Consider the following 18,592-nt stretch of genomic DNA (forward strand, 5'->3'; position numbering starts at 1 on the left):
TCAGGGCTTGGGGCTGGAGGAATCGTTGCCCAGATTGCTGCCCAGGTCGCTCTCGAGGAACACGCGTACCACATCGCTGAGGGCGCTGACGCGGCTGATGGCCGCCTTCAGGGCGGGCAGGTTAACGGCCAGATCGGTGGTGGGGTAGGCCTGCAGGAAGCCGATCGGGGAGAGTTTCCCGTCACCGGCGTTGATCCCCAGCACCGTCGCGGCCCGCAGGGCCGGCACCCCGGACTTGGGGGCCTGCAGGGGATAGAGGATGCGGGCCACCCGGGCCAGGGCCACACCACCGATGCGTGTGCCCAGCAGCCGGCTCGTGGTCACCAGAGGCAGGCTCACACTGCGGTTGAGCAGATCGGCCACGGTCTGGGGTTTCTGCCGGCCCAGCCGGATCATGTCCGCGAGCAGGCCCCGGGCCTCGCCTGTTTGGGCCAGGTGCTCCAGATCGGCCACGGGGATTGAGCGCCGGAAGGCGCCGCTCACGAACACCACCTGCTCGGCAGCGGGGGCGGGCAGGGGCAACAGGCTCAGGGAGGCGCCCAGCAGGGCGAGGCTGAGCGCGGCGGTGCGGCGCATGGACGATGGAACCTGGGGGCATCCATGCCTAGCGCTGTTTCGTCCCTAACGGACCATTTCCGCTCAATCCAGTCAAACTCCGCCCATGGGCGATCCTGCGGCCGCCCCCTGAGCCTGCGCATCCGCCCCGGAGGGTGGGGGTCTCGAGCGGGCTGTGGGGCCCTAGGAATCGGCCGGCCGAGGCGCCTCAGCGCCCTCAGCAGCAGGTTGTGCGGCGCTCGACTCCTTCAGCCAGCGGGCGATCGGCTCCGGAAACGCGCAGCGTTGACGGGTCGCCGCCTCGATCGCCCGGTGGCGGGTGAGGGCGCTGGCCGCCTCGAAACCGCCGGCCTCGAAGCGATAGCGCACCTCGAAGAGGCCTCCCTCCAGGACCACCGGGGCCAGGGTGATCGTCAGGGCATCGCCGGCGAGCAGGGGCCTGTGGAAATCGGCACGGGCGTGCACGATCGGCAGCACCACGGCCGGGTTGGCCCGCCCGCCAGGCAACTCCTTGCGCCAGGTCGGCCCCGGGAAGATTTCGGCGGAGCTCAGTCCGAAGGCCTCCAGGCTCTGCTCATAGGCCTCGTGGCACCAGCGCAGCAGCTGGTGAAAGTGCATCACCCCGGCGGCATCGGTGTCACCGAAACGAACCGTGCGGCTCTGGTGCAGCCAGTGGCCGGGGATGGGGGGATCCTTGAAAAAGTTGTCGAACAACCTTTAGCGATCCACCGAGCCCATGATCACGTCGATCGAACCGAGGATCGCCATGATGTCCGCCACCTTGGCCCCGGTGAGGATGTGGGGCAGGATCTGGAGATTGTTGAAATCAGCGGCGCGGATCTTCCAGCGCCACGGAGTCACATCATCGTTGCCCATGATGAACACGCCCAGTTCGCCCTTGCCTGACTCGAGCCGGGCGTAGAGCTCACCGCCGGGGATCTTGAAGGTGGGGGCCACTTTCTTGGCGATGTACTGCATATCGAAGCTGAAGGCTTCGCCCCCTTGCCTTCGGTGATTCGCCGCGCCTCCAGGCTCTCGGTGGGGCCGCCGGGAATGGCTGCGGCGGCCTGGCGCAGGATCTTGAGCGATTCGCGCATCTCCTGGATCCGCACCCGGTAGCGGGCGTAGCAGTCGCCCTCGGGGGCAGTGGCCACGTCCCAGTCGAAGTCGTCGTAGCACTCGTAGTGATCCACCTTGCGCAGGTCCCAGGGCACGCCTGAGGCGCGCAGCATCGGCCCCGAGAGGCTCCAGTTGATCGCCATCTCGCGGCTGATGACCCCGAGGCCCTCGATGCGGCGCTTGAAGATCGGATTGTTGGTGATCAGCTTTTCGTATTCGTCGATCTTGGGGCCGAACCAGTCGCAGAAATCGAGCAGCTTGTCGAGCCAGCCGTAGGGCAGATCCACCGCCACCCCGCCGATGCGGAAGTAGTTGTTGTTGATCAGCCGCTGGCCCGTGGCCGCCTCCCAGAGGTCGTAGATCATCTCCCGCTCGCGGAAGATGTAGAAGAACGGCGTCTGGGCGCCCACGTCCGCCAGGAAGGGGCCGAGCCAGAGCAGGTGGTTGGCGATGCGGTTGAGCTCCAGCATCAGCACCCGAATGTGGCTGGCCCGTTTGGGCACCGGGATGTCGGCCAGCTTTTCGGGCGCGTTGACGGTGATCGCCTCGTTGAACATCCCCGCCGCGTAGTCCCAGCGGCTCACATAGGGCACGAACATCACGTTCGTGCGGTTCTCGGCGATCTTCTCCATGCCGCGGTGCAGGTAACCGATCACCGGCTCGCAGTCCACCACGTCTTCGCCATCGAGGGTCACCACCAGCCGCAGCACCCCGTGCATGGAGGGGTGATGGGGGCCGAAGTTGATCACCATCGGCTCCGTGCGCGTTTCGAGCTGCGTCATGGCGCCTTAGGCGGAATCGAGTGGTCGGATCTTAGGAAGGGACCAGCGCTCCTTAGGTCCATTTCGTTGTCGTTTGGCTGAACGTCCCCCCACGGCTGCCGCTCCTGCTGCTTCTGAGCCCCCCGGCGCCGCGGCCTTCGAGCACATCCCCGTGCTGGCGGAGCCGCTGCTGGCGGCCTTCGCCGGCCTGGGCGCCGGCGGCCTGCTGCTCGACTGCACCGTGGGCGGCGGCGGCCACAGCGCCCTGCTGCTGGAGGCCCATCCGGGCCTGCGGCTGATCGGCCTCGACCAGGATCCCGCCGCCCTGGCGGCCGCCGCCGAACGCCTGGCCCCGTTCGGGAATCGCGTGAACCTGGTGGCCGGCAACTTCGCCGCCTTCACACCGCCGGCGCCGCTGCTGGGGGTGGTGGCGGACCTGGGAGTCAGCAGCCCCCAGCTGGATGGGGGCGCGGGGCTTCAGCTTTCGCGTCGATGGTCCCCTGGACATGCGCATGAATCCGGGGGCCGGCGAGACCGCCGCCGCGCTGATCGATCGCCTCTCGGAAGGCGAGCTGGCTGACCTGATCTACGCCTACGGGGAGGAGCGGCTCTCACGGCGCATCGCCCGCCGGATCGTGGAGCAGGGGCCCTGGGGCGGCACGGCTGCCACTGAGGCCGATCGGGGCACGGCGGCGCTGGCCTACCTGGTGGCGGGTTGCTATCCCCCCAAGGCCCGCCGCGGCCGGATCCACCCCGCCACGCGCACCTTCCAGGCCCTGCGCATCGCCGTCAACGACGAGCTGGGGGCCCTCGACACCCTGCTGAGGCGCGCCCCCGACTGGTTGGTGCCCGGCGGCCTGCTGGCGGTGATCAGCTTCCATTCGCTGGAAGATCGCCGCGTCAAGACCGCCTTTCTCAGTGATGAACGCTTGGAGCGGATCACGCGCAAGCCCCTGGTGGCGAGTGAGGCGGAGCAGGAGCTCAACCCCCGCAGCCGCTCCGCCAAGCTGCGGGTGGCCCGGCGCCCCCTCGAGGCGAGCCCATGAACCAGCAGGACGTGATCTGGTGGCTGGCGCTGTTGATCCAGCTGGTGGCGATCCCGGGCACCCTCTTTCCGGTGCTGCCGGGCCTGGCCCTGCTGCCCCTGGGGGCGGGCCTGTGGACCTGGTCGGTGGGCTGGGCCGTGGGTTGGCCGGCCCTGGCGCTGGCCAGCTTGATCCTGCTATTGGGTTGGGGCGCTGACGCCCTGGGGATGCTGCTGGGGGCGGCGCGGCTGCAGGCCACCCGCTGGGCTTACATCGGCGCCGGCCTGGGGCTGGTGGTGGGGCTGCTGGGGCTGCTGCCGGCCATGCCCATCGGAGGCCCGTTGGTGGGGGCCCTGGTGGGGCCGCTGCTGGGGGCCGCCCTGGGGGAACTGCTCAGTGCCTCGGGCGAGCTGGGGCCCTTCGGCCTGGAGCGTTTGAAGCGCTCGCTGCTGGTGGGCCTGGCGGTGGTGGCGGGGATGCTGGTGAGCCGCCTCGCCCAGGTGATCCTGGCGGTGCTGGGGGTGGTGGGTTTCGTGCTGATCAGCCGGATCATGGTCTGATCAGCTCGCCCCGCAGCTCCCGCACCGTGGCGGCCACCGCCTCGATGGCCTGATCGATCTCGGCGTCGGTGGTGCCACGCCCCAGCCCGAAGCGGATCGAGGCGGCCGCCTCGGCACGGCTGCGCCCCAGGGCGGCCAGCACGTGGGAGGGGCTGCCGGTGCTGCAGGCCGAACCGCCGCTCACCGCCAGCTGCCGCCGCAGGGCACCGTGCAGCTGGCTCCCCTCCACCCCGCCGATGGTCACGTTGAGGTTGTGGGCCAGACGCTGGCTCGGGTGGCCGTTGAGGCGCACGTCGCCGAGGGCTTCCAGGGCGCCCCAGAGCTGATCTCGCAGGGCCCCCAGGCGCTCGCTGCGCGCCTCCCGGTCGCTCTCTGCTAACTCCGCCGCTTTGGCCAGCCCCACGATCAAGGGCACTGCCAGGGTGCCGGCCCGCAGGCCCCGCTCCTGGCCGCCGCCGTGCTGCTGGGGCGCCGGCCGCACCCCGCCGACCAGCACCAGGGCGCCGATGCCCTTGGGGCCGTAGAGCTTGTGGCCGCTGAGGCTCAAAAGGTCGATGCCCAGCTCCCTGGGCTTGAGGCTCAGGTGGCCGATGGCCTGGGCCGCGTCGCAGTGGAAGCTGATGCCCCTGGACTGGCAGAGGGCCCCGATCGCCGCCAGGGGCTGGAGCACGCCGATCTCGTTGTTGGCGGCCATCACGCTCACCAGCACGGTGTCGGGGCGCAGGGCCGCCCCCAGCTGGTTCAGGTCCAGCAGGCCGTCGGGGTTCACCGGCAGCACCGTGAGCTCGAAGCCCTGGGATTCCAGATGCCGCAGCGTGTCGAGCACGGCCCGGTGCTCCGTGGCCACGGTCACCAGGTGGCGGCCCTGCCTCGATCGGGCTTCGGCGATCCCTTTGAGGGCCAGGTTGTTGGCCTCGGTGGCGCCACTGGTGAACACCAGCTCTTCAGGCTCCACGCCCAGGCCAGCGGCCAGCGAGCGGCGCGCCTGCTCCACGGCGGCGCTGGCCGTCAGCCCCGGGCGGTGCAGGCGGCTGGCGGGGTTGGCGAACTGCTCGCTCCAGTAGGGCGCCATCGCGGCCACCACCTCGGGATCGCAGGGCGTGGTGGCCTGGTGGTCGAGGTAAGGGATGGGGGCGGCCAGGGGAGCCTTGCGGCGAACGACCCCTCCATGCTGACAAGATCGAAGTGATGGTTGGTGGGAGCGATGGGCACGAGCAGCCAGGCCAAGCAGCCTTCGTTCTCCAGGAGGACGCTCGCCCTGCGGCTTGCCCGGCGGCTGGGCCAGCGGCCACTGGCGCTGCTGGCCCTCGCGCTGATCCCGCTCGGAGGCCTGGTGCCGGCCGGCGCTCAGAACGTGATTGGCAGCCCTGAGGAATCACGGCCCAAGGGGATGGTGATCATCCAGGACAAGCCCACCCTCGAGGGGCGCCGGGTGGTGGGGGTCTACGGCGTCACCGTCGATGAGAAAGACCCCAGCCTGCGGCGCATCAAGGTCTGGTACGAGCTGCCCAACAGAGTCAGCGTCCGCAGCGAGACGATCCGCTGCGCCCCCTCGGGCCCGATGCGGATCAGCCACGACGGCAACAATCTGGTGATGCGGGAGCTCAATCCCGGCGGGCTGATCACCCCTTTCAACCTCCAGGACCACCGCATCTGGTGGATCTCCTGCTTCCCGGAGCAGGCGGGCGCTGACCCCGCCACCCTGCGGCCCCTGGCCCTCAGGCTCGGCTACAACGGCAACCTCCAGGAGAAGGAGACCCTGTTGCCCAGTCCATCCGCTCGATAGATTTCAATCTCCCATCCCCCGGGCATGCAGCACCCCCAACCCCCGCTCGAGCCTGAGCAGGAGCCCGCTCAGGTGCCCGTGGCGGCCCCCGCCCCCGCCCGATTGCTGCTGGTGGACGACGAACCCGGCCTGCGCACGGCGGTGCAGGCCTACCTGCAGGACGAGGGCTTCGAGGTCACCACCGCGGTCGACGGCGAGGAAGGCTGGGCACTGGCCCAGGAGCAGCTGCCGGATCTGGTGCTCAGCGACGTGATGATGCCGCGCCTCGATGGCTACGGGCTGCTCAAGAAGCTGCGCGCCGATGAGCGCCTCGGGGGCACACCGGTGATCTTCCTCACCGCCAAGGGCATGACCGCCGATCGCATCGAGGGCTTTCAGGCGGGCGTCGACGACTACATCCCCAAGCCCTTCGATCCCGATGAGCTGGTGGCGCGGGTGCGCAATGTGGTGCGCCGCCAGGAGCGGCTGCTGGCGGAGGCCGCCCGCTACGCCGACGCCGACATCGGCCAGATGGCCAAGCAGATCACCGAGATCCGCTCCCTGCTGCAGATGGGCGGCAGCAAGAAGGCCGCCGGCGCCCCGGTGCACCACGAGTTCACGCCCCGGGAGGCCAGCGTGCTGCAGCTGGTGGCCGAGGGGATGATGAACAAGGAGATCGCCCGCCGGCTCGAAACCTCGATCCGCAACGTCGAGAAGTACGTCAGCCGCCTGTTCATCAAGACCGGCACCGCCAGCCGCACCGAGCTGGTGCGCTACGCCCTCGAAAACGGCCTGGTGGATTAGGAGGCCCGTGGCCGAGGGCTGGCTGCCGGCGGCGTTCAATCGCGGCTGGACCTACCGCGATCGCATCGGGGCGGAGCCGGCGGGAGCGACGGTGCTGAGCTTCTATGCGGCCCGTTACCGCCATTCCGATCGGGCGGTGTGGACGCAGCGCCTGGCGGCCGGGGAGCTCCACAGGAACGGCAGCAGGCTCCGGGCCGATGCTGCCCTCTTGGCCGGAGACCAGTTGCAATGGCATCGGCCCCCTGGGAGGAGGCCGCCGTGCCGGGGTCGTGGCAGCTCCTGTTTGATGACGGCGATCTGCTGGTGATCGACAAGCCCAGCGGCCTGCCGGTGCTGCCCGCCGGGGGCTTCCTGGAGCACACCCTGCTGCGGCTGCTGGAGCGCCGCCACTCCGAAGAGGCTGGCGGTGACGCCGCCGATATGCCCCGGCCCGTGCACCGGCTGGGGCGCTTCACCTCGGGGCTGCTGGTCTGCGCCCGCCGCCCGACCACCCGGGCCTGGTTGAGCGACCAGCTGCGGGAGAGCACGGCGGGCGCAGCGCGGCAGGTTGGCGAAGCGCCCTGCTGCCGCAAGCTCTACCGGGCGTTGACCGAGCCCCTTCCCCTGCCCTTGAAGCTGGGTGAATCGATCACGCTCTCCACCCCCATCGGCCGCCGGCCCCATCCACTGCTGAATCAGGTGTGGTGTGCCGCAGCCGACGGGGAACCCGGCGCCCTGGCGGCCCGCAGCACGCTGAAGTTGCTGGAGCGCCGCCCGGGTGCCGACCTGGTGGAGGTGGCGATCGCCAGCGGCAGGCCTCACCAGATCCGCATCCATGCCGCCGCCCTCGGCGCGCCCCTGCTGGGGGATCCGCTGTATCTGCCGGGCGGCCTGGCCCGCGCCGAGGTGCTTCCGGGGGAAGGGGGCTACCGGCTCCATGCCCATCGGCTGGTGCTGCTGCGCCCGGACGGGGAGCTGCTGGAGCTGGAGGCACCGCTGCCGGAGGGGCTTGGGCTCTTGGGTTCGGGCGCTTGATCGGAGCCACGCGGTCGACAAGGTCCCTTCCGTCGACAGGTCTTGGCCACTTGAGGATGAATCGCTGTTGAGGCCCGCGCTGATCGAACTCCTGATCAGCTCAGCGCAGCGGAGCCTCCGCCCGCAGCCCTGAAAAGCGCTGAAAATCCCGGTCGCAGCTCGCCAGCCGGGCCCCCTGCTCCAGGGCGATGGCGGCCAGATGGGCATCGGAGCTGAGGTTGGCGGCGGTGCCGCTGGCGCTCAGAAGCTGGCGCAGCAAGGGCCAGTGGTGCGGGCCCGGTTGCACCAGGCGGCTCACCGGCCGCTCCAGCCAGCCGTCGATCAGCGCCAGGGCTTCGTCCACCTCCAGCGGCCGATCGAACACCCGCTGGCTGGTGCTGATGCGCAGGAAGGCGAGCAGCACCAGCCAGGTCCAGCCCACCGCTTCGTCTCCGGAGAGGGTCGCTTCCAACCAGTGCCGCGCCGGTCCATGTTGGGGCGCGTCCTGGTTCACGGCGTAGAGCAGCACGTTGGCGTCGGGGATGATCACGGCGCAGCGCTGGCCCGGTCCATGGCTTTGGGCTGAGCCGCCTTCAACGCCGTTGGGCCAGCTTGGCGGCGATGGCGTCCTCCTCCAGTCGATCAGCCAGGGCCAGGGCCCGCTCCAGCGGCTGGCGGGGTGCACCCATGGCCACGGGGGTCAGTTGGTAGGGGCCGCCCGAAGGGCCGGCCGGGGTGGCCGGAGCGCTCAGCCCCGCCCGCAGGGTTGCTTCCACCACGGTCCGAAACGGCTTCCCCTGCTCCAGGGCCCGTTGCTTGAGCGCCGTGAGCAACTGGTCGTCAACGGTGAGGGTGGTGCGCATCTTGATGCCTCCTGCAACATCATCATGGCATCAACAGGGGACGATTCCGGTTGTCGCTAGCCCCGCTGGAACTCCACCAGCCGCGAGAAGTAAAACGGCGCCTGATTGAGGCTGCGGCGCATGGGCACAAAGCCGCTGCGTTCGGCCGCCGCCACGATGCCCGTTTCCTTGAGGGTGTAGGCGCGGGTGGTCTTGCTGGGGCCGGGGAACAGCTCGCCGATGCGCTTGAGCGCAGCCAGCAGCGGTGTGTAGGGGGCGAAGCTCACGATCAGCCGCCGCTCCGCCAGCCCCGCCAGGTGCTCCACCATCTGCTCGGCGGCTTCCTGGGGGTAGTGGATGAACACATCGAGGCAGATCACCGTGTCGTAGAGGCCGCTCAGGCTCTCGAGATCGGAGCTGCTGAAGCTCAGCCGCTGGGGATCGAGGCCCAGCCCATCGGCCCGGCGTTGGGCCTCGGCCACCATCGCCTCCGACAGATCACTGGCGGCGATGCGGCCGGCCCCGAGCGCCGCCAGGGGCAGGCTGAGGCTGCCCACCCCGCAGCCGGCGTCGCAGAAGCTGCGCTGAGCCAGATCCCCTTCCTCCTGCAGCCACCCCAGCACCTGATCCACCGTCTTCTGGTGGCCGAGGCGGATGTTGCGCTGCACCTTGTTGACCTCGCTCGAATCGCTGTAGATGCGGTTCCAGCGCTCGAAGCCGGTGCTGTTGAAGTAGGCATGCACCTCCGCTTTTTCGGCCGCCTTCGGGCAGGGATCCAGCAGCTGATCGGCGGGCATGGGGACGGGGCCGTGGGCGGCCTGGGGGAATGGGCGCGGATCCTAGGCAGCGCGCCGCCAGCTCAAGGTGCCTGCAGCGCCCGTGTGCCAGCGCAGGCACTCCTCGATCGGCATCCCCAGCAGCAGTTCCTCCAGCGGCCGTTCGTCCCCCAGCACTCGCCTTGGGGTCACGGTGGCCGCCCGGATCGCCCCGGCGGCGTCCCCGCCCCAGCCCGCCAGGCGCTTCACCCCCTCCAGAAGCGGCAGGGTCACCCCCGCCAGGGTGCCGTCCTCCAGCCGGCAGCTGCCGTCTTCCACCAGCAGCACGCGTTCATCCCAGCGGTGGCGGCCCTCCTCCAGTCCGTAGGGGCCCAGGGCATCGCTGACGATCACCAGCTGCTCGGGCGCCAGACGCTGCAGCAGCAGGGCCATCGAGGGGGCCACGTGCACCCCGTCGGCGATCAGCCCCAGGGCCACATCGCCCCGCAGCACCGCCGCCGCCAGGGGCCCCGGGGCGCGGTGGCCCAGGCCGGCCATGGCATTGAAGCTGTGGGTCACCATCGCCACCCCCGCCGCGAAGGCGTCACCCGCCTGGGTTTCATCCGCTTCGCTGTGCCCCAGGCTGACCACGATCCCGTCGGCGCGCAGGGCCTCGATCAGCTCAGCGGCTCCCGCCAGCTCTGGCGCCAGGGTGACCAGGTCGATCGTGGCTTCAAAACCGCCGATGCGCTCCCGCAGGGCCGCCAGGCTGGGCGCCACCAGGTGCTGGCTGGGGTGGGCGCCCCGGCGCCCGGGGGCCAGAAACGGGCCCTCCAGGTGGCCCCCCAGCAGCTGGCAGCGCCCGCGGCCGTGCAGGGAGCGGGCCTGCTCCAGCACCGCCAGGGCCTGGCGCAGGGGGCCCACGTCGCAGGTCACCAGGGTGGGGCAGATCGCCTCCACGCCGTCGCTCCAGAGCCGCTCCAGCAGCTCCAGCAGCCGGGGCAGGTCGCTCTCCTGAAGTTCCGGGAAGGCCAGCCCCAGCCCGCCGTTGATCTGCAGGTCCACCCCGCCCGGGCTGAGCCAGTCGCCCCGCCAGTCGTCGCCGGCGGCGCGGCTGCCCGGGGCCAGGGGCCGCAGGGCAGTGATCTGGCCCTCCTCACCCAGGCCCACACGCCAGAGGCGCTCATCGCCGGGGAGACGGACGTTGCTGAGCCAGCGCATGGGGAGATGGGAGATGGGCAGGTGGCGGTGGGCCGCGCCGGAGCGGAGAATGCCATTCTCCGTTCCTCGCCCCCGTGGTCGCCGCCCCCACCCCATTCCCCACCCCGTTGGTGGCCGTCGTGATGGGCAGCGATTCCGATCTGCCCACCCTGGAGCCGGCGGTGCGGATCCTGGAGCGTTTCGGCATCGCCCATGAGCTACGCGTGCTCTCGGCCCACCGCACCCCCGAGGAAATGGTCGCGTTTGCCCGCGCCGCCGCCGGCCGGGGCCTCAAGGTGGTGATCGCCGGCGCCGGGGGCGCCGCCCACCTGCCGGGGATGGTGGCCGCCCTCACCCCCTTGCCGGTGATCGGGGTGCCCGTGCAGAGCAAAGCTCTGTCCGGGGTGGATTCACTGCATTCGATCGTGCAGATGCCCGCAGGCATCCCGGTGGCCACCGTGGCCATCGGCAATGGCACCAACGCCGGCCTGCTGGCCGTCCAGATCCTGGCCACGGCCGATCCCGCGTTGCTGGCGGCCGTCGAGGCCTACCGGCAGGAGTTGCATGACCAGGTGGTTGCGAAGGATGGGCGGCTCCAGGCCCTCGGCAGCGCCGAGTACCTGCGCCAGATGGCCCCCTGAGCCATGGGCCCCATTGTTTCTCTGGTGGTGCCCCGTTGGCTGCGGCTGGCCCTGGCCCTGCCCCTGCTGGTGCTCAACCTCTTCGTGCTGCGCCAGCTGCTGGTGCCCCTGGCTCCCTTCCCCGCCCTGTTCCTGGGGGCGGCGTTGATCGCCTTTTTGCTCGATCTGCCCAGCCGCTGGCTCACGGGCCGCGGCCTGCCCCGGCCCCTGGCCCTGCTGTTGGTGGTGGGCCTAACCTTTGGCTTGGGGGTGCTGGCGGCCCTCTGGCTGGTGCCGCGGCTGGTGCAGCAGCTGGGGGATCTGGTCACGGCCCTGCCCGGTTGGCTGGCCCAGACGGAAAATCTGCTCAATGAGCTGCAGGCGAGCTTGACGGCCCGGGGCTTGCCGGCGGATTTCGGTGATCTCAGCAGCGAGCTTCTGACCCGCTCCACCCAGCTGGCCAGCCGATTCAGCCAGCAGTTGCTGGCCCTGCTTGGGGCCACCCTCAATCTCACGATCAACACCTTGATCGTCTTGGTGCTGGCGGTGTTCCTGCTGGTGGGGGCGGATTCCATCAGTCGCGGCCTGGCCCGCTGGCTGCCGGACAGCTGGCGGGAGCTGGTGCTCGGCACCGTGATGCGCACGTTCCGTGGCTACTTCGCCGGCCAGGTGGTGCTCGCCCTGATCCTCAGCGGCGCCCAGATCATCGTCTTCACCCTGCTGGGGATCCCCTACGGGGTGCTGTTCGCCGTGGCGATCGGCTTCACCACCCTGGTGCCTTACGCCAGCGCGCTCACAATCACCTTGGTCAGTCTCCTGCTGGCCCTTGAAGATCCCCGCACGGGCCTGGAGGTGCTGGCCGCCGCCATTTCCGTGGGCCAGGTGGTGGACCAGGTGATCCAGCCCCGCCTGATGGGCCAGATCGTGGGGCTTCAACCCGCCTGGCTGTTGGTCAGCCTGCCGATCGGCGCCCGGGTGGGCAGCCTGCTGGGGCTTGGGGAGTTGCTGGGGCTGCTGCTGGCGGTGCCCGTGGCCAGTTGCCTGAAGACCTTCCTCGACGCCTGGGCCCAGGGCCTGGGGCTGCCGGAGCCCGATTCGATCAAGGTGCCGCTGGAATGATCCCAGCGGCCGCCAGGTAATTCACCACCTCCTGCACGCAGGCCTCCAGGCTCTGGCCGCCGGTGTCGATGCGCAGCTCGGGGGCCTCCGGCAGCTCGTAGGGGCTGGAGATCCCGGTGAACTCCTTGATCGCTCCGGCGCGGGCCTTGGCGTAGAGCCCCTTGGTGTCGCGGCCTTCGCAGACCTCAAGATCGGCGGCGCAGTGGATCTCGATGAAGTCGCCGGCATCCACCAGGGCACGGGCCCGCTCGCGGTCGGCCCGGAACGGCGAGACGAAGGCGGTGAGCACCACCACGCCGGCGTCGAGAAACAGCTTGGCGACCTCGCCGATGCGGCGGATGTTTTCCTCGCGGGCGGCGTCGGAGAAGCCCAGGTCGCTGCAGAGCCCGTGGCGCACGTTGTCGCCATCGAGCACGTAGCAGCTCAGCCCCTGCTCGAACAGGGCCGAATTCACCGCATTCGCCAGGGTGCTCTTGCCCGCGCCCGAAAGCCCGGTGAACCAGAGGATGGCGCTGCGGTGCCCGCGTTGGTGGGCCCGGGCGGCGCGGTCCACCGAGGAGTGGTGCCAGACGATGTTGGTGGCTTTGGTGCTCGTCATGGCGCAGCCGGGGGCAGAAGCGATCGAGCCATTGTCCCTGGCGTTGGGCCCAGTGGTGGGCCAGGACTACCCCCGCCTGCTTGGGCCGGAAGCCCTCCTGCTCCAGCAGTGCCAAGGCCGCGGCCAGCTGGTCGCCCTGGAGTTCAATTACCCCGTCTTTGAGCGTGCCGCCGCTGCCGGCGCGCGCCTTGAGGGCCTTGAGCAGGGCTTTGGCCTCCCCGTCGCCCAGGTCGAGGCCGGTGATCACGGTCACGGTCTTGCCCCCCTTGCCCGCCTTGGTGCGCTGCACGCGCACCCGTTGCTGGGCCCGGGGCAGGGGTCCGTTCCCCCTGCCCCGGCCGCTGCAGGCTCTCGGCCCGGCTGAATTCCTGCCAGCCTCCCTTGCCCATGGCGAACGTCCCCGTTAGTTGAGCCATCACAGCGCAGCAGGTCAGCCGATCCAGAGGCCATGGGCCAGCCGCAGGGCATAGAGCACCAGCTGCAGCGTTCCGAAGCCGAGCAGGAATCCCAGCCAGCGGGGATGCCGCTGGAGTTGGGCGCCGTAGAGCATCAGCAGGGGCGCCGTGGCGAAGACATGCCGCTCCAGGCTCATCGTGTTCTGTTTCATCAGGTAGAGGAGCAGGCTGGCGGCCGCGAAGCCCCAGAGCTCCAGAGGAAGCTCTCGGCGGCCCCGCAGAAGCAGCAGAACCGCACCCACCACCACCATCAGGTTGAGGGCGGACATGCCACCCACCAGCCAGGCCCCCACAAACGCCACCAGGGAGAGCGCGAAGCCGGTCTTGGGGCGCCCATGGCGCAGCAGGAAGGCGATCCCCCCAGTAGCACCGTGATCGTCATCAGGACCGGATGGAGGAGTTTCAGCGGGGCGGAGGGCCCTCCCTTCGTGGTTCCAAAGAACACCTTCGTCAGATCTTTTGCCCAGTAGGAGAGGCCGGAAATGTTGAGCCCCGGCTGGTTACCCCAGGCCTTCTGGGCATGGAGGAAGGCCAGGGGGTCACCGCGCAGGTGCAGGCCGATCCAGGCCACCGCCGCCAACCCCCCAGGCCCGCCAGGGCCACCGCCAGGCCGGCGCCCAGGCGGCGCTGGCGGGCATAGGCGAGCAGGATCGGTACCACGATGGCCACGCCGTTCGGACGCGAGGCCGCGCAGAGTGCGGCGATCGGCGCCAACCGCACCGAAGGGATCGGATCCCTTCCCAGCCAGGTGAGCGAGAGGGTACTGAAGAGCAGGAAGAACGATTCCGTGTAGGGCAGGGAGAAGAAGATGCTGAGCGGATTCAGGCAGGTGAGCAGCACCGTGGCGCGGGCGGCCTCGGCTCCCAGCCAGCGTTCACTGAGACGGTGCAGCAGTGCCAGGGCTACCAGGAAGGCCCCGTTCGACAGCAGCAGAGCCACCACCAGCGGCGGCAGCGGCAGCAGATCGCTCACCAGCCGGACCGCGGCCGGAAACGCTGGGAAAAAAGCCAGGTTGTTGTCTGCGTAACCCTCAAGGGCGATCCGCAGATAGTGGGCTCCGTCCCATGACGAGAGTCGTTCGGCGAGCTGGCCCGGTGCCGTGACCGTCACCGCGAGGGCGAGGGATCCGAAGAACAGCAGCCGGCTTCCCAGCCAACTGAACACCACCAGGGGCAAAAAGAAGGGTCTGGCGCCTGGATGTCCGGGACCGGGGGGATCAGGCGACACGGGCTCAAGAGCGTGTCGCCTGATCCTGGCAGTGCCGGCAGGAGTTCCGGTTCAACGTCGCAGCAGTTGGCCGGTGCTGTCCTCTCAGCCGCCCTTGCCCATGGCGAAGGTCCCCGCTACTTCTGCAATCACTGCGCAGCAACAGTCTGTGGATCTCCCACCCGTGCAAGTCGAGATGGTGCGGGTGGCGCTGCCGGGCCGCCAGGAGCCACCCGCCTGCCGTCAGCCACCCTCCCCCGACCAGGAGGTGCTGATCGGCTCGCTGGCCGGGGTGCCGCTCTGCCAGGCCAAGCGCATCAAGGTGCCGATGCCGGCGGGTTGGCCCGTGACCCCACCGCCGCCGCTGCCGTCAGCGAAATCCGCCGCCAACAAGCGCCCAGCCAAGGCCCCCGCAAGCAGCCATTGAACTTGGCGGCTCCTGTTGCCGAGCGTCAGCTGAACTCCTCACCCTGGCTGATGCGCCCTGCTGCGGCCGTCATCGGCTCAGGTCCGGGCTGCCGGGGCCAGGCTTTCCCAGGGAAAACGTGGGAGGTGGTACAGAGCCTCCCGCTGGGCCTTGCTCCAGGTCTCGATCATCTCGGAGAGTTCAGGTGCATCGGCCTCGAACCTGAGTTGGTGCGAAATCGCCCGACTTCCCGCTGGAATGACCACCAGCTCGAACGGTGGCCCCACGCTGAGATTGGAGCGCTGGGTGAGCACTTCTGAGATCAGGCAGAGCCGGGCGGCATCTTCGAGCGAAAGGTTGGTGTGGCCCACATTGTCGAGCGGGGGTTTGCCATATTTACTCTCTCCAATCTGAAGATAAGGCGTTTCGCGCGTCGCCATGATGGCGTTGCCCTCGGAGTAGATGAGAAACAGCCCATGGGACTCGCTGCCGATCTGCCCACCGAGGATAAAAGAAGCTCCGCCACTGGCTCCAGACCCGCGCAGGGCGGCTTCGTTCTCTTTCTGAACGGCCACATTCACGCGGCCGATATAGGCCGCCGCTTCGAAGAGATGGTCGCAATGACGCAAATCCTTGCCTGACCCTGCCTCCAGATCCGCGTCACGGTCCAGATCCCGGCGGATCCAGTTGATCACCGCCTGGGTGGTGGCCAGGCTTCCCGCCGCCAGCAGCACGAACAGCCGATCAGGACCTGGCTGGAACACATGCATCTTGCTGTAGCTGGAGATGTAGTCCACCCCCGCATTGGTGCGGGAATCGGAGACCAACACCAGCCCCTGCTCCAGCCAATAACCGATGCAATAGGTCATTGAGGCAAGTGAGCCTTGAACGATCGAGCGTAGTCAGGGAGCCTCACTTCCTAGTGTGATGGCCGCTGCTTCGACCTGCCCGTGACCACCACCCAGCCCACGTCGGCGGAACTGGCGCAGGAGGCCCGCCCCAACGCCCTGGGCCGCTTTGGGCGCTTCGGGGGCAGTACGTGCCCGAAACCCTCATCCCGGCCTTGCTGGACCTGGAGCGGGCGGCCGCCGAGGCCTGGGCGGACCCGGCCTTCACCGCCCGCCTCGATCACCTGCTGCGCACCTATGTGGGCCGGCCGACGCCGTTGTATGAGGCCGAGCGGCTGAGCGAGCACTACCGCCGCCCGGAAGGGGGCCCGCGCCTGTGGCTCAAACGCGAGGACCTCAACCACACCGGTGCCCACAAGATCAACAACGCCCTCGGTCAGGCCCTGTTGGCCCTGCGCATGGGCAAGCGGCGGATCATCGCCGAGACCGGCGCCGGCCAGCACGGGGTGGCCACGGCCACGGTCTGTGCCCGCTTCGGCCTGGAGTGCGTTGTCTTCATGGGCGCCGAGGACATGCGCCGCCAGGCCCTGAACGTGTTCCGCATGCGCCTGCTCGGAGCAACGGTGCAGCCGGTCACCGCCGGCACCGCCACCCTCAAAGATGCCACCAGCGAAGCGATCCGCGACTGGGTCACCAATGTGGAGACCACCCATTACATCCTCGGTTCGGTGGCCGGTCCCCACCCCTACCCGATGCTGGTGCGCGATTTCCACGCCGTGATCGGCGTGGAGGCCAAACGCCAGTGCACCGAGGCCTTCGGCCGCCTCCCGGATGTGCTGCTGGCCTGCGTGGGCGGCGGCTCCAACGCCATGGGCCTGTTCCACCCCTTCGTCGCTGACACCTCCGTGCGCCTGATCGGGGTGGAAGCCGCCGGCGAGGGGGTGGCCAGCGGCCGCCACGCCGCCACGATCACCGAGGGCCGCGTGGGGGTGCTGCACGGGGCGATGAGCCTGCTGCTTCAAGACAACGAGGGCCAGGTGCAGGAGGCCCACTCGATCAGCGCCGGCCTGGATTACCCAGGTGTGGGCCCGGAGCACAGCTACCTGCGGGAGATTGGCCGTGCGGAGTACGCCGCCGTCACCGATCAGCAGGCCCTTGAGGCCCTGCAGCGGGTCAGCCGGCTGGAAGGAATCATCCCGGCCCTGGAGACGGCCCACGCCTTTGCCTGGCTGGAGCAGCTCTGCCCCACCCTGGCGCCTGGCACCGAGGTGGTGATCAACCTCTCCGGCCGCGGTGATAAAGATGTGAACACCGTGGCCGACCGGCTCGATGATGAGCTGCGGCCTGCCAACTGAGGGATCGCTCTAGTTCAGCAATCGGCTGAGGCTGGTGGCCACCGTGCGTACGGCGGCCCGGGCGGTGGCATAGGCCATGCGCATCGGTCCGACGACGGCCACGTGGCCCCCGATCCCTTCGCCGGTGGCGTAGCTGGCCTGCACCACCGCGCAATGCTCCAGCGCCTTGTGGGGGTGCTCCGCCCCGATCCAGATGCCCCCAGGGCGCTGATGCCTTCAGGTTGAAGCAGCTGCTGGGGCTGCTCCTCCACCAGTTGCAGCAGAGGCCGGAGGCTGGCCGTGCGGCTGAATTCCGGTTGGCCCATCAACCCCCCAACCCCAGGGCCAGGGCACCCTCGCTCTCGCTGCCACGGGCCCGCCGGTGGCGCTCCAGGGCCTGACGAAGCAGCGTGCCGCTGCGCTCCAGCTGCGGGGGCAGGTTGTCCCAGTCGAGGCCGTCGCCCTGATGGTCCTGGCGGGCCTGGAGCTGGGTGGCGGCCCAGCGCTCCAGGGCCGGCACCTCGCTGGCGGTGCCCCTGGCAGGCGCAGGTTGAGGCTGGTGGCAGTGGTGGACCCTTCCACCAGCAGCACCAGCAGCCGCTCGCCGCTGGGCACAAGCCGCAGGGCCTGGAGGCTGGGCTGGCTCCGTTGGGGCCGGGTGATCAGGCTGAGCAGCCCGGTCATGTCCGCCAGCCGCCGGGCCAGGTGGAGCAGCAGGTCATCGAGCGCTGTCCACTGCAGGCTGAGGCTGGCCATCTCCCGCTCCAGCTGCAGGGCCGCGGCCCCTGGGGCGGGCAGCAGGCAGTCCACGTAGAGGCGGTAGCCCTGTTGGCTGGGCACCCGCCCCGCGGAGGTGTGGGGCTGGGTGAGCAGACCCTTCTGCTCGAGCGCCCCCATGGCCGAGCGCACCGTGGCCGCGCTGGCGGTCAGGCCGAAACGCCGCACCAGGGTGTGGCTGCCCACCGGTTCCATGGTGTCCACGTAATGGCGCACGGTGGCCTGCAGCACCTCCTGTTGGCGGCGGGGTAGAGGAGGCAGGCCGGAGCTCAGCAGGGGGTCATGGTGCACCGGCCTGGATCGTAGGGGGAACTGACCAGGCAGGCGCTGCCTAATGACTGGCTGCTGGATGCTGGGGAGCCCTGGGCGCTCAGTAACGGGGAACCGTTGGATCCACCTCCACGCTCCAGGCCTCGATGCCGCCCTGGAGGTTCCACACGTCGCTGAAGCCCTGGGTCTCGATCAGCCAGGAGGCGAACTGCCAGCTGCGCATGCCCGCATGGCAGAGCACCACCACGGGGCGGCTGCGATCCAGCAGGCTGTCGATCCGCTCCGTCCATTCCCTTGATGCGCTCAGGGCCAGGTGGATCACGGGATGGCCCAGGGCGGCCAGCTCCAGTTCGGAGGCTTCGCGCACATCCACCAGTTGCAGGTCCTCCCCGCCGTTCAGGCGGTTGTTGAGATCGCTGGCGGAGAGGCTGAAGGGTTGGGGCATGGGGTGGGTTGTTCCGTGGCGGGGTGAAGGAAGGGCCGTTCGCCGGATGGGTGAGCTGTTCAAACGATCGCTCCTCAACAGCTGGGCCTGCCGAGCTGGGGAGCTGTCGAACCGATGGCGCTGAAACTTACCGAG

Annotated in this window: 20 protein-coding genes and 5 pseudogenes; 10 read left to right on the forward strand and 15 right to left on the reverse strand. The window is 69.5% G+C overall.

Annotation, left to right across the window (positions count from 1 at the left end; translation table 11 throughout):
• The 3 genes and pseudogenes from AAF143_RS08285 to AAF143_RS08295 form a co-directional block, all read right to left on the reverse strand.
• Positions 1-576 (reverse strand): alpha/beta hydrolase, encoded by a 576-nt coding sequence (locus AAF143_RS08285; RefSeq protein ID WP_255008101.1) that lies wholly within the window; start codon positions 574-576, stop codon positions 1-3.
• Positions 577-738: 162 nt separating this feature from the next.
• Entirely contained in the window at positions 739-1,269 is a 531-nt protein-coding gene (locus AAF143_RS08290) for an acyl-CoA thioesterase (RefSeq protein ID WP_255008109.1), read from the reverse strand.
• 3 nt (positions 1,270-1,272) lie between these two features.
• Positions 1,273-2,456 (reverse strand): annotated as a pseudogene (locus AAF143_RS08295) (NAD(P)H-quinone oxidoreductase subunit H).
• Between the two features lie 73 nt (positions 2,457-2,529).
• Here AAF143_RS08295 and rsmH point away from each other — a divergent pair.
• Positions 2,530-3,481: pseudogene (gene rsmH, locus AAF143_RS08300) on the forward strand (16S rRNA (cytosine(1402)-N(4))-methyltransferase RsmH).
• Complete coding sequence (locus tag AAF143_RS08305) at positions 3,478-4,020, forward strand: DUF456 family protein (RefSeq protein WP_255008115.1); 543 nt, start codon at positions 3,478-3,480, stop codon at positions 4,018-4,020. The pseudogene rsmH and the gene AAF143_RS08305 overlap by 4 nt, the downstream one beginning before the upstream one ends.
• On the opposite strand, the gene AAF143_RS08310 is transcribed toward AAF143_RS08305, so the two are convergent.
• Positions 4,010-5,161: a cysteine desulfurase family protein gene (locus AAF143_RS08310; RefSeq protein ID WP_255008214.1), complete on the reverse strand. Its 1,152-nt coding sequence runs from the start codon at positions 5,159-5,161 to the stop codon at positions 4,010-4,012. The genes AAF143_RS08305 and AAF143_RS08310 overlap by 11 nt on opposite strands.
• A 63-nt stretch (positions 5,162-5,224) precedes the next feature.
• On the opposite strand from AAF143_RS08310, the gene AAF143_RS08315 reads away from it, so the two are divergent.
• Genes AAF143_RS08315 through AAF143_RS08330 form a run of 4 tightly spaced genes read left to right on the forward strand, consistent with a single transcriptional unit; the run spans position 5,225 to position 7,603 of the window.
• Complete coding sequence (locus AAF143_RS08315; RefSeq protein WP_255008116.1) at positions 5,225-5,806, forward strand: hypothetical protein; 582 nt, start codon at positions 5,225-5,227, stop codon at positions 5,804-5,806.
• A gap of 24 nt (positions 5,807-5,830) precedes the next feature.
• The gene (locus AAF143_RS08320; RefSeq protein ID WP_255008118.1) at positions 5,831-6,589 is read left to right on the forward strand and encodes a response regulator transcription factor; all 759 of its coding nucleotides are present in this window, start codon (positions 5,831-5,833) and stop codon (positions 6,587-6,589) included.
• Between the two features lie 7 nt (positions 6,590-6,596).
• Positions 6,597-6,896 carry a hypothetical protein gene (locus tag AAF143_RS08325; RefSeq protein ID WP_414026780.1) on the forward strand — a complete coding sequence of 100 codons (300 nt, stop codon included), beginning with the start codon at positions 6,597-6,599 and terminating at the stop codon, positions 6,894-6,896.
• Positions 6,848-7,603, forward strand: a complete 756-nt coding sequence (locus AAF143_RS08330) for an RluA family pseudouridine synthase (RefSeq protein WP_414026781.1) — start codon at positions 6,848-6,850, stop codon at positions 7,601-7,603. The genes AAF143_RS08325 and AAF143_RS08330 overlap by 49 nt, the downstream gene beginning before the upstream one ends.
• Before the next feature lie 100 nt (positions 7,604-7,703).
• Here AAF143_RS08330 and AAF143_RS08335 read toward each other — a convergent pair whose 3' ends face one another.
• Genes AAF143_RS08335 through AAF143_RS08350 form a run of 4 tightly spaced genes read right to left on the reverse strand, consistent with a single transcriptional unit; the run spans position 7,704 to position 10,400 of the window.
• Complete coding sequence (locus AAF143_RS08335) at positions 7,704-8,132, reverse strand: type II toxin-antitoxin system VapC family toxin (protein WP_255008122.1); 429 nt, start codon at positions 8,130-8,132, stop codon at positions 7,704-7,706.
• 43 nt (positions 8,133-8,175) lie between these two features.
• Positions 8,176-8,445: a hypothetical protein gene (locus AAF143_RS08340; RefSeq protein ID WP_255008124.1), complete on the reverse strand. Its 270-nt coding sequence runs from the start codon at positions 8,443-8,445 to the stop codon at positions 8,176-8,178.
• 56 nt (positions 8,446-8,501) lie between these two features.
• On the reverse strand, positions 8,502-9,221 hold the full coding sequence (gene bchM / locus AAF143_RS08345) for a magnesium protoporphyrin IX methyltransferase (RefSeq protein ID WP_255008126.1): 720 nt from the start codon (positions 9,219-9,221) through the stop codon (positions 8,502-8,504).
• A gap of 42 nt (positions 9,222-9,263) precedes the next feature.
• Positions 9,264-10,400 carry an N-acetylglucosamine-6-phosphate deacetylase gene (locus AAF143_RS08350; RefSeq protein WP_255008128.1) on the reverse strand — a complete coding sequence of 379 codons (1,137 nt, stop codon included), beginning with the start codon at positions 10,398-10,400 and terminating at the stop codon, positions 9,264-9,266.
• Between the two features lie 122 nt (positions 10,401-10,522).
• Between AAF143_RS08350 and purE the strand changes: the two genes are divergently transcribed.
• Both purE and AAF143_RS08360 read left to right on the forward strand, forming a co-directional pair.
• Positions 10,523-11,020, forward strand: a complete 498-nt coding sequence (gene purE, locus AAF143_RS08355) for a 5-(carboxyamino)imidazole ribonucleotide mutase (RefSeq protein WP_255008216.1) — start codon at positions 10,523-10,525, stop codon at positions 11,018-11,020.
• 3 nt (positions 11,021-11,023) lie between these two features.
• The gene (locus AAF143_RS08360) at positions 11,024-12,118 is read left to right on the forward strand and encodes an AI-2E family transporter (RefSeq protein ID WP_255008129.1); all 1,095 of its coding nucleotides are present in this window, start codon (positions 11,024-11,026) and stop codon (positions 12,116-12,118) included.
• Here the strand turns inward: AAF143_RS08360 and cysC are convergent.
• The 4 genes and pseudogenes from cysC to AAF143_RS08380 all read right to left on the reverse strand — a co-directional run bounded on the left by cysC (position 12,099) and on the right by AAF143_RS08380 (position 14,398).
• Positions 12,099-12,716 (reverse strand): adenylyl-sulfate kinase, encoded by a 618-nt coding sequence (gene cysC, locus AAF143_RS08365; RefSeq protein ID WP_255008130.1) that lies wholly within the window; start codon positions 12,714-12,716, stop codon positions 12,099-12,101. The genes AAF143_RS08360 and cysC overlap by 20 nt on opposite strands.
• Before the next feature lie 148 nt (positions 12,717-12,864).
• Positions 12,865-13,011: pseudogene (locus tag AAF143_RS08370) on the reverse strand (translation initiation factor); the annotation flags it as partial.
• A gap of 135 nt (positions 13,012-13,146) precedes the next feature.
• Complete coding sequence (locus AAF143_RS08375; RefSeq protein ID WP_414026782.1) at positions 13,147-13,440, reverse strand: hypothetical protein; 294 nt, start codon at positions 13,438-13,440, stop codon at positions 13,147-13,149.
• Between the two features lie 181 nt (positions 13,441-13,621).
• Complete coding sequence (locus AAF143_RS08380; protein ID WP_414026783.1) at positions 13,622-14,398, reverse strand: mannosyltransferase family protein; 777 nt, start codon at positions 14,396-14,398, stop codon at positions 13,622-13,624.
• A 163-nt stretch (positions 14,399-14,561) separates the two neighbouring features.
• Between AAF143_RS08380 and AAF143_RS08385 the strand changes: the two genes are divergently transcribed.
• Entirely contained in the window at positions 14,562-14,804 is a 243-nt protein-coding gene (locus tag AAF143_RS08385) for a hypothetical protein (protein ID WP_255008132.1), read from the forward strand.
• 77 nt (positions 14,805-14,881) lie between these two features.
• Here the strand turns inward: AAF143_RS08385 and AAF143_RS08390 are convergent, their stop codons facing one another.
• The gene (locus tag AAF143_RS08390; protein ID WP_255008133.1) at positions 14,882-15,652 is read right to left on the reverse strand and encodes a 20S proteasome subunit A/B; all 771 of its coding nucleotides are present in this window, start codon (positions 15,650-15,652) and stop codon (positions 14,882-14,884) included.
• A gap of 75 nt (positions 15,653-15,727) precedes the next feature.
• Here AAF143_RS08390 and trpB point away from each other — a divergent pair.
• Positions 15,728-16,986, forward strand: a pseudogene (gene trpB / locus AAF143_RS08395) (tryptophan synthase subunit beta).
• 9 nt (positions 16,987-16,995) lie between these two features.
• On the opposite strand, the pseudogene AAF143_RS08400 reads toward trpB, so the two are convergent.
• Both AAF143_RS08400 and AAF143_RS08405 read right to left on the reverse strand, forming a co-directional pair.
• Positions 16,996-18,003: pseudogene (locus AAF143_RS08400) on the reverse strand (HrcA family transcriptional regulator).
• 109 nt (positions 18,004-18,112) lie between these two features.
• Entirely contained in the window at positions 18,113-18,457 is a 345-nt protein-coding gene (locus AAF143_RS08405; protein WP_255008135.1) for a rhodanese-like domain-containing protein, read from the reverse strand.
• Positions 18,458-18,592: the final 135 nt, after the last annotated feature.

It is taken from the genome of Cyanobium sp. ATX-6F1 (assembly GCF_047395825.1).
GTDB lineage: Bacteria > Cyanobacteriota > Cyanobacteriia > PCC-6307 > Cyanobiaceae > ATX-6F1.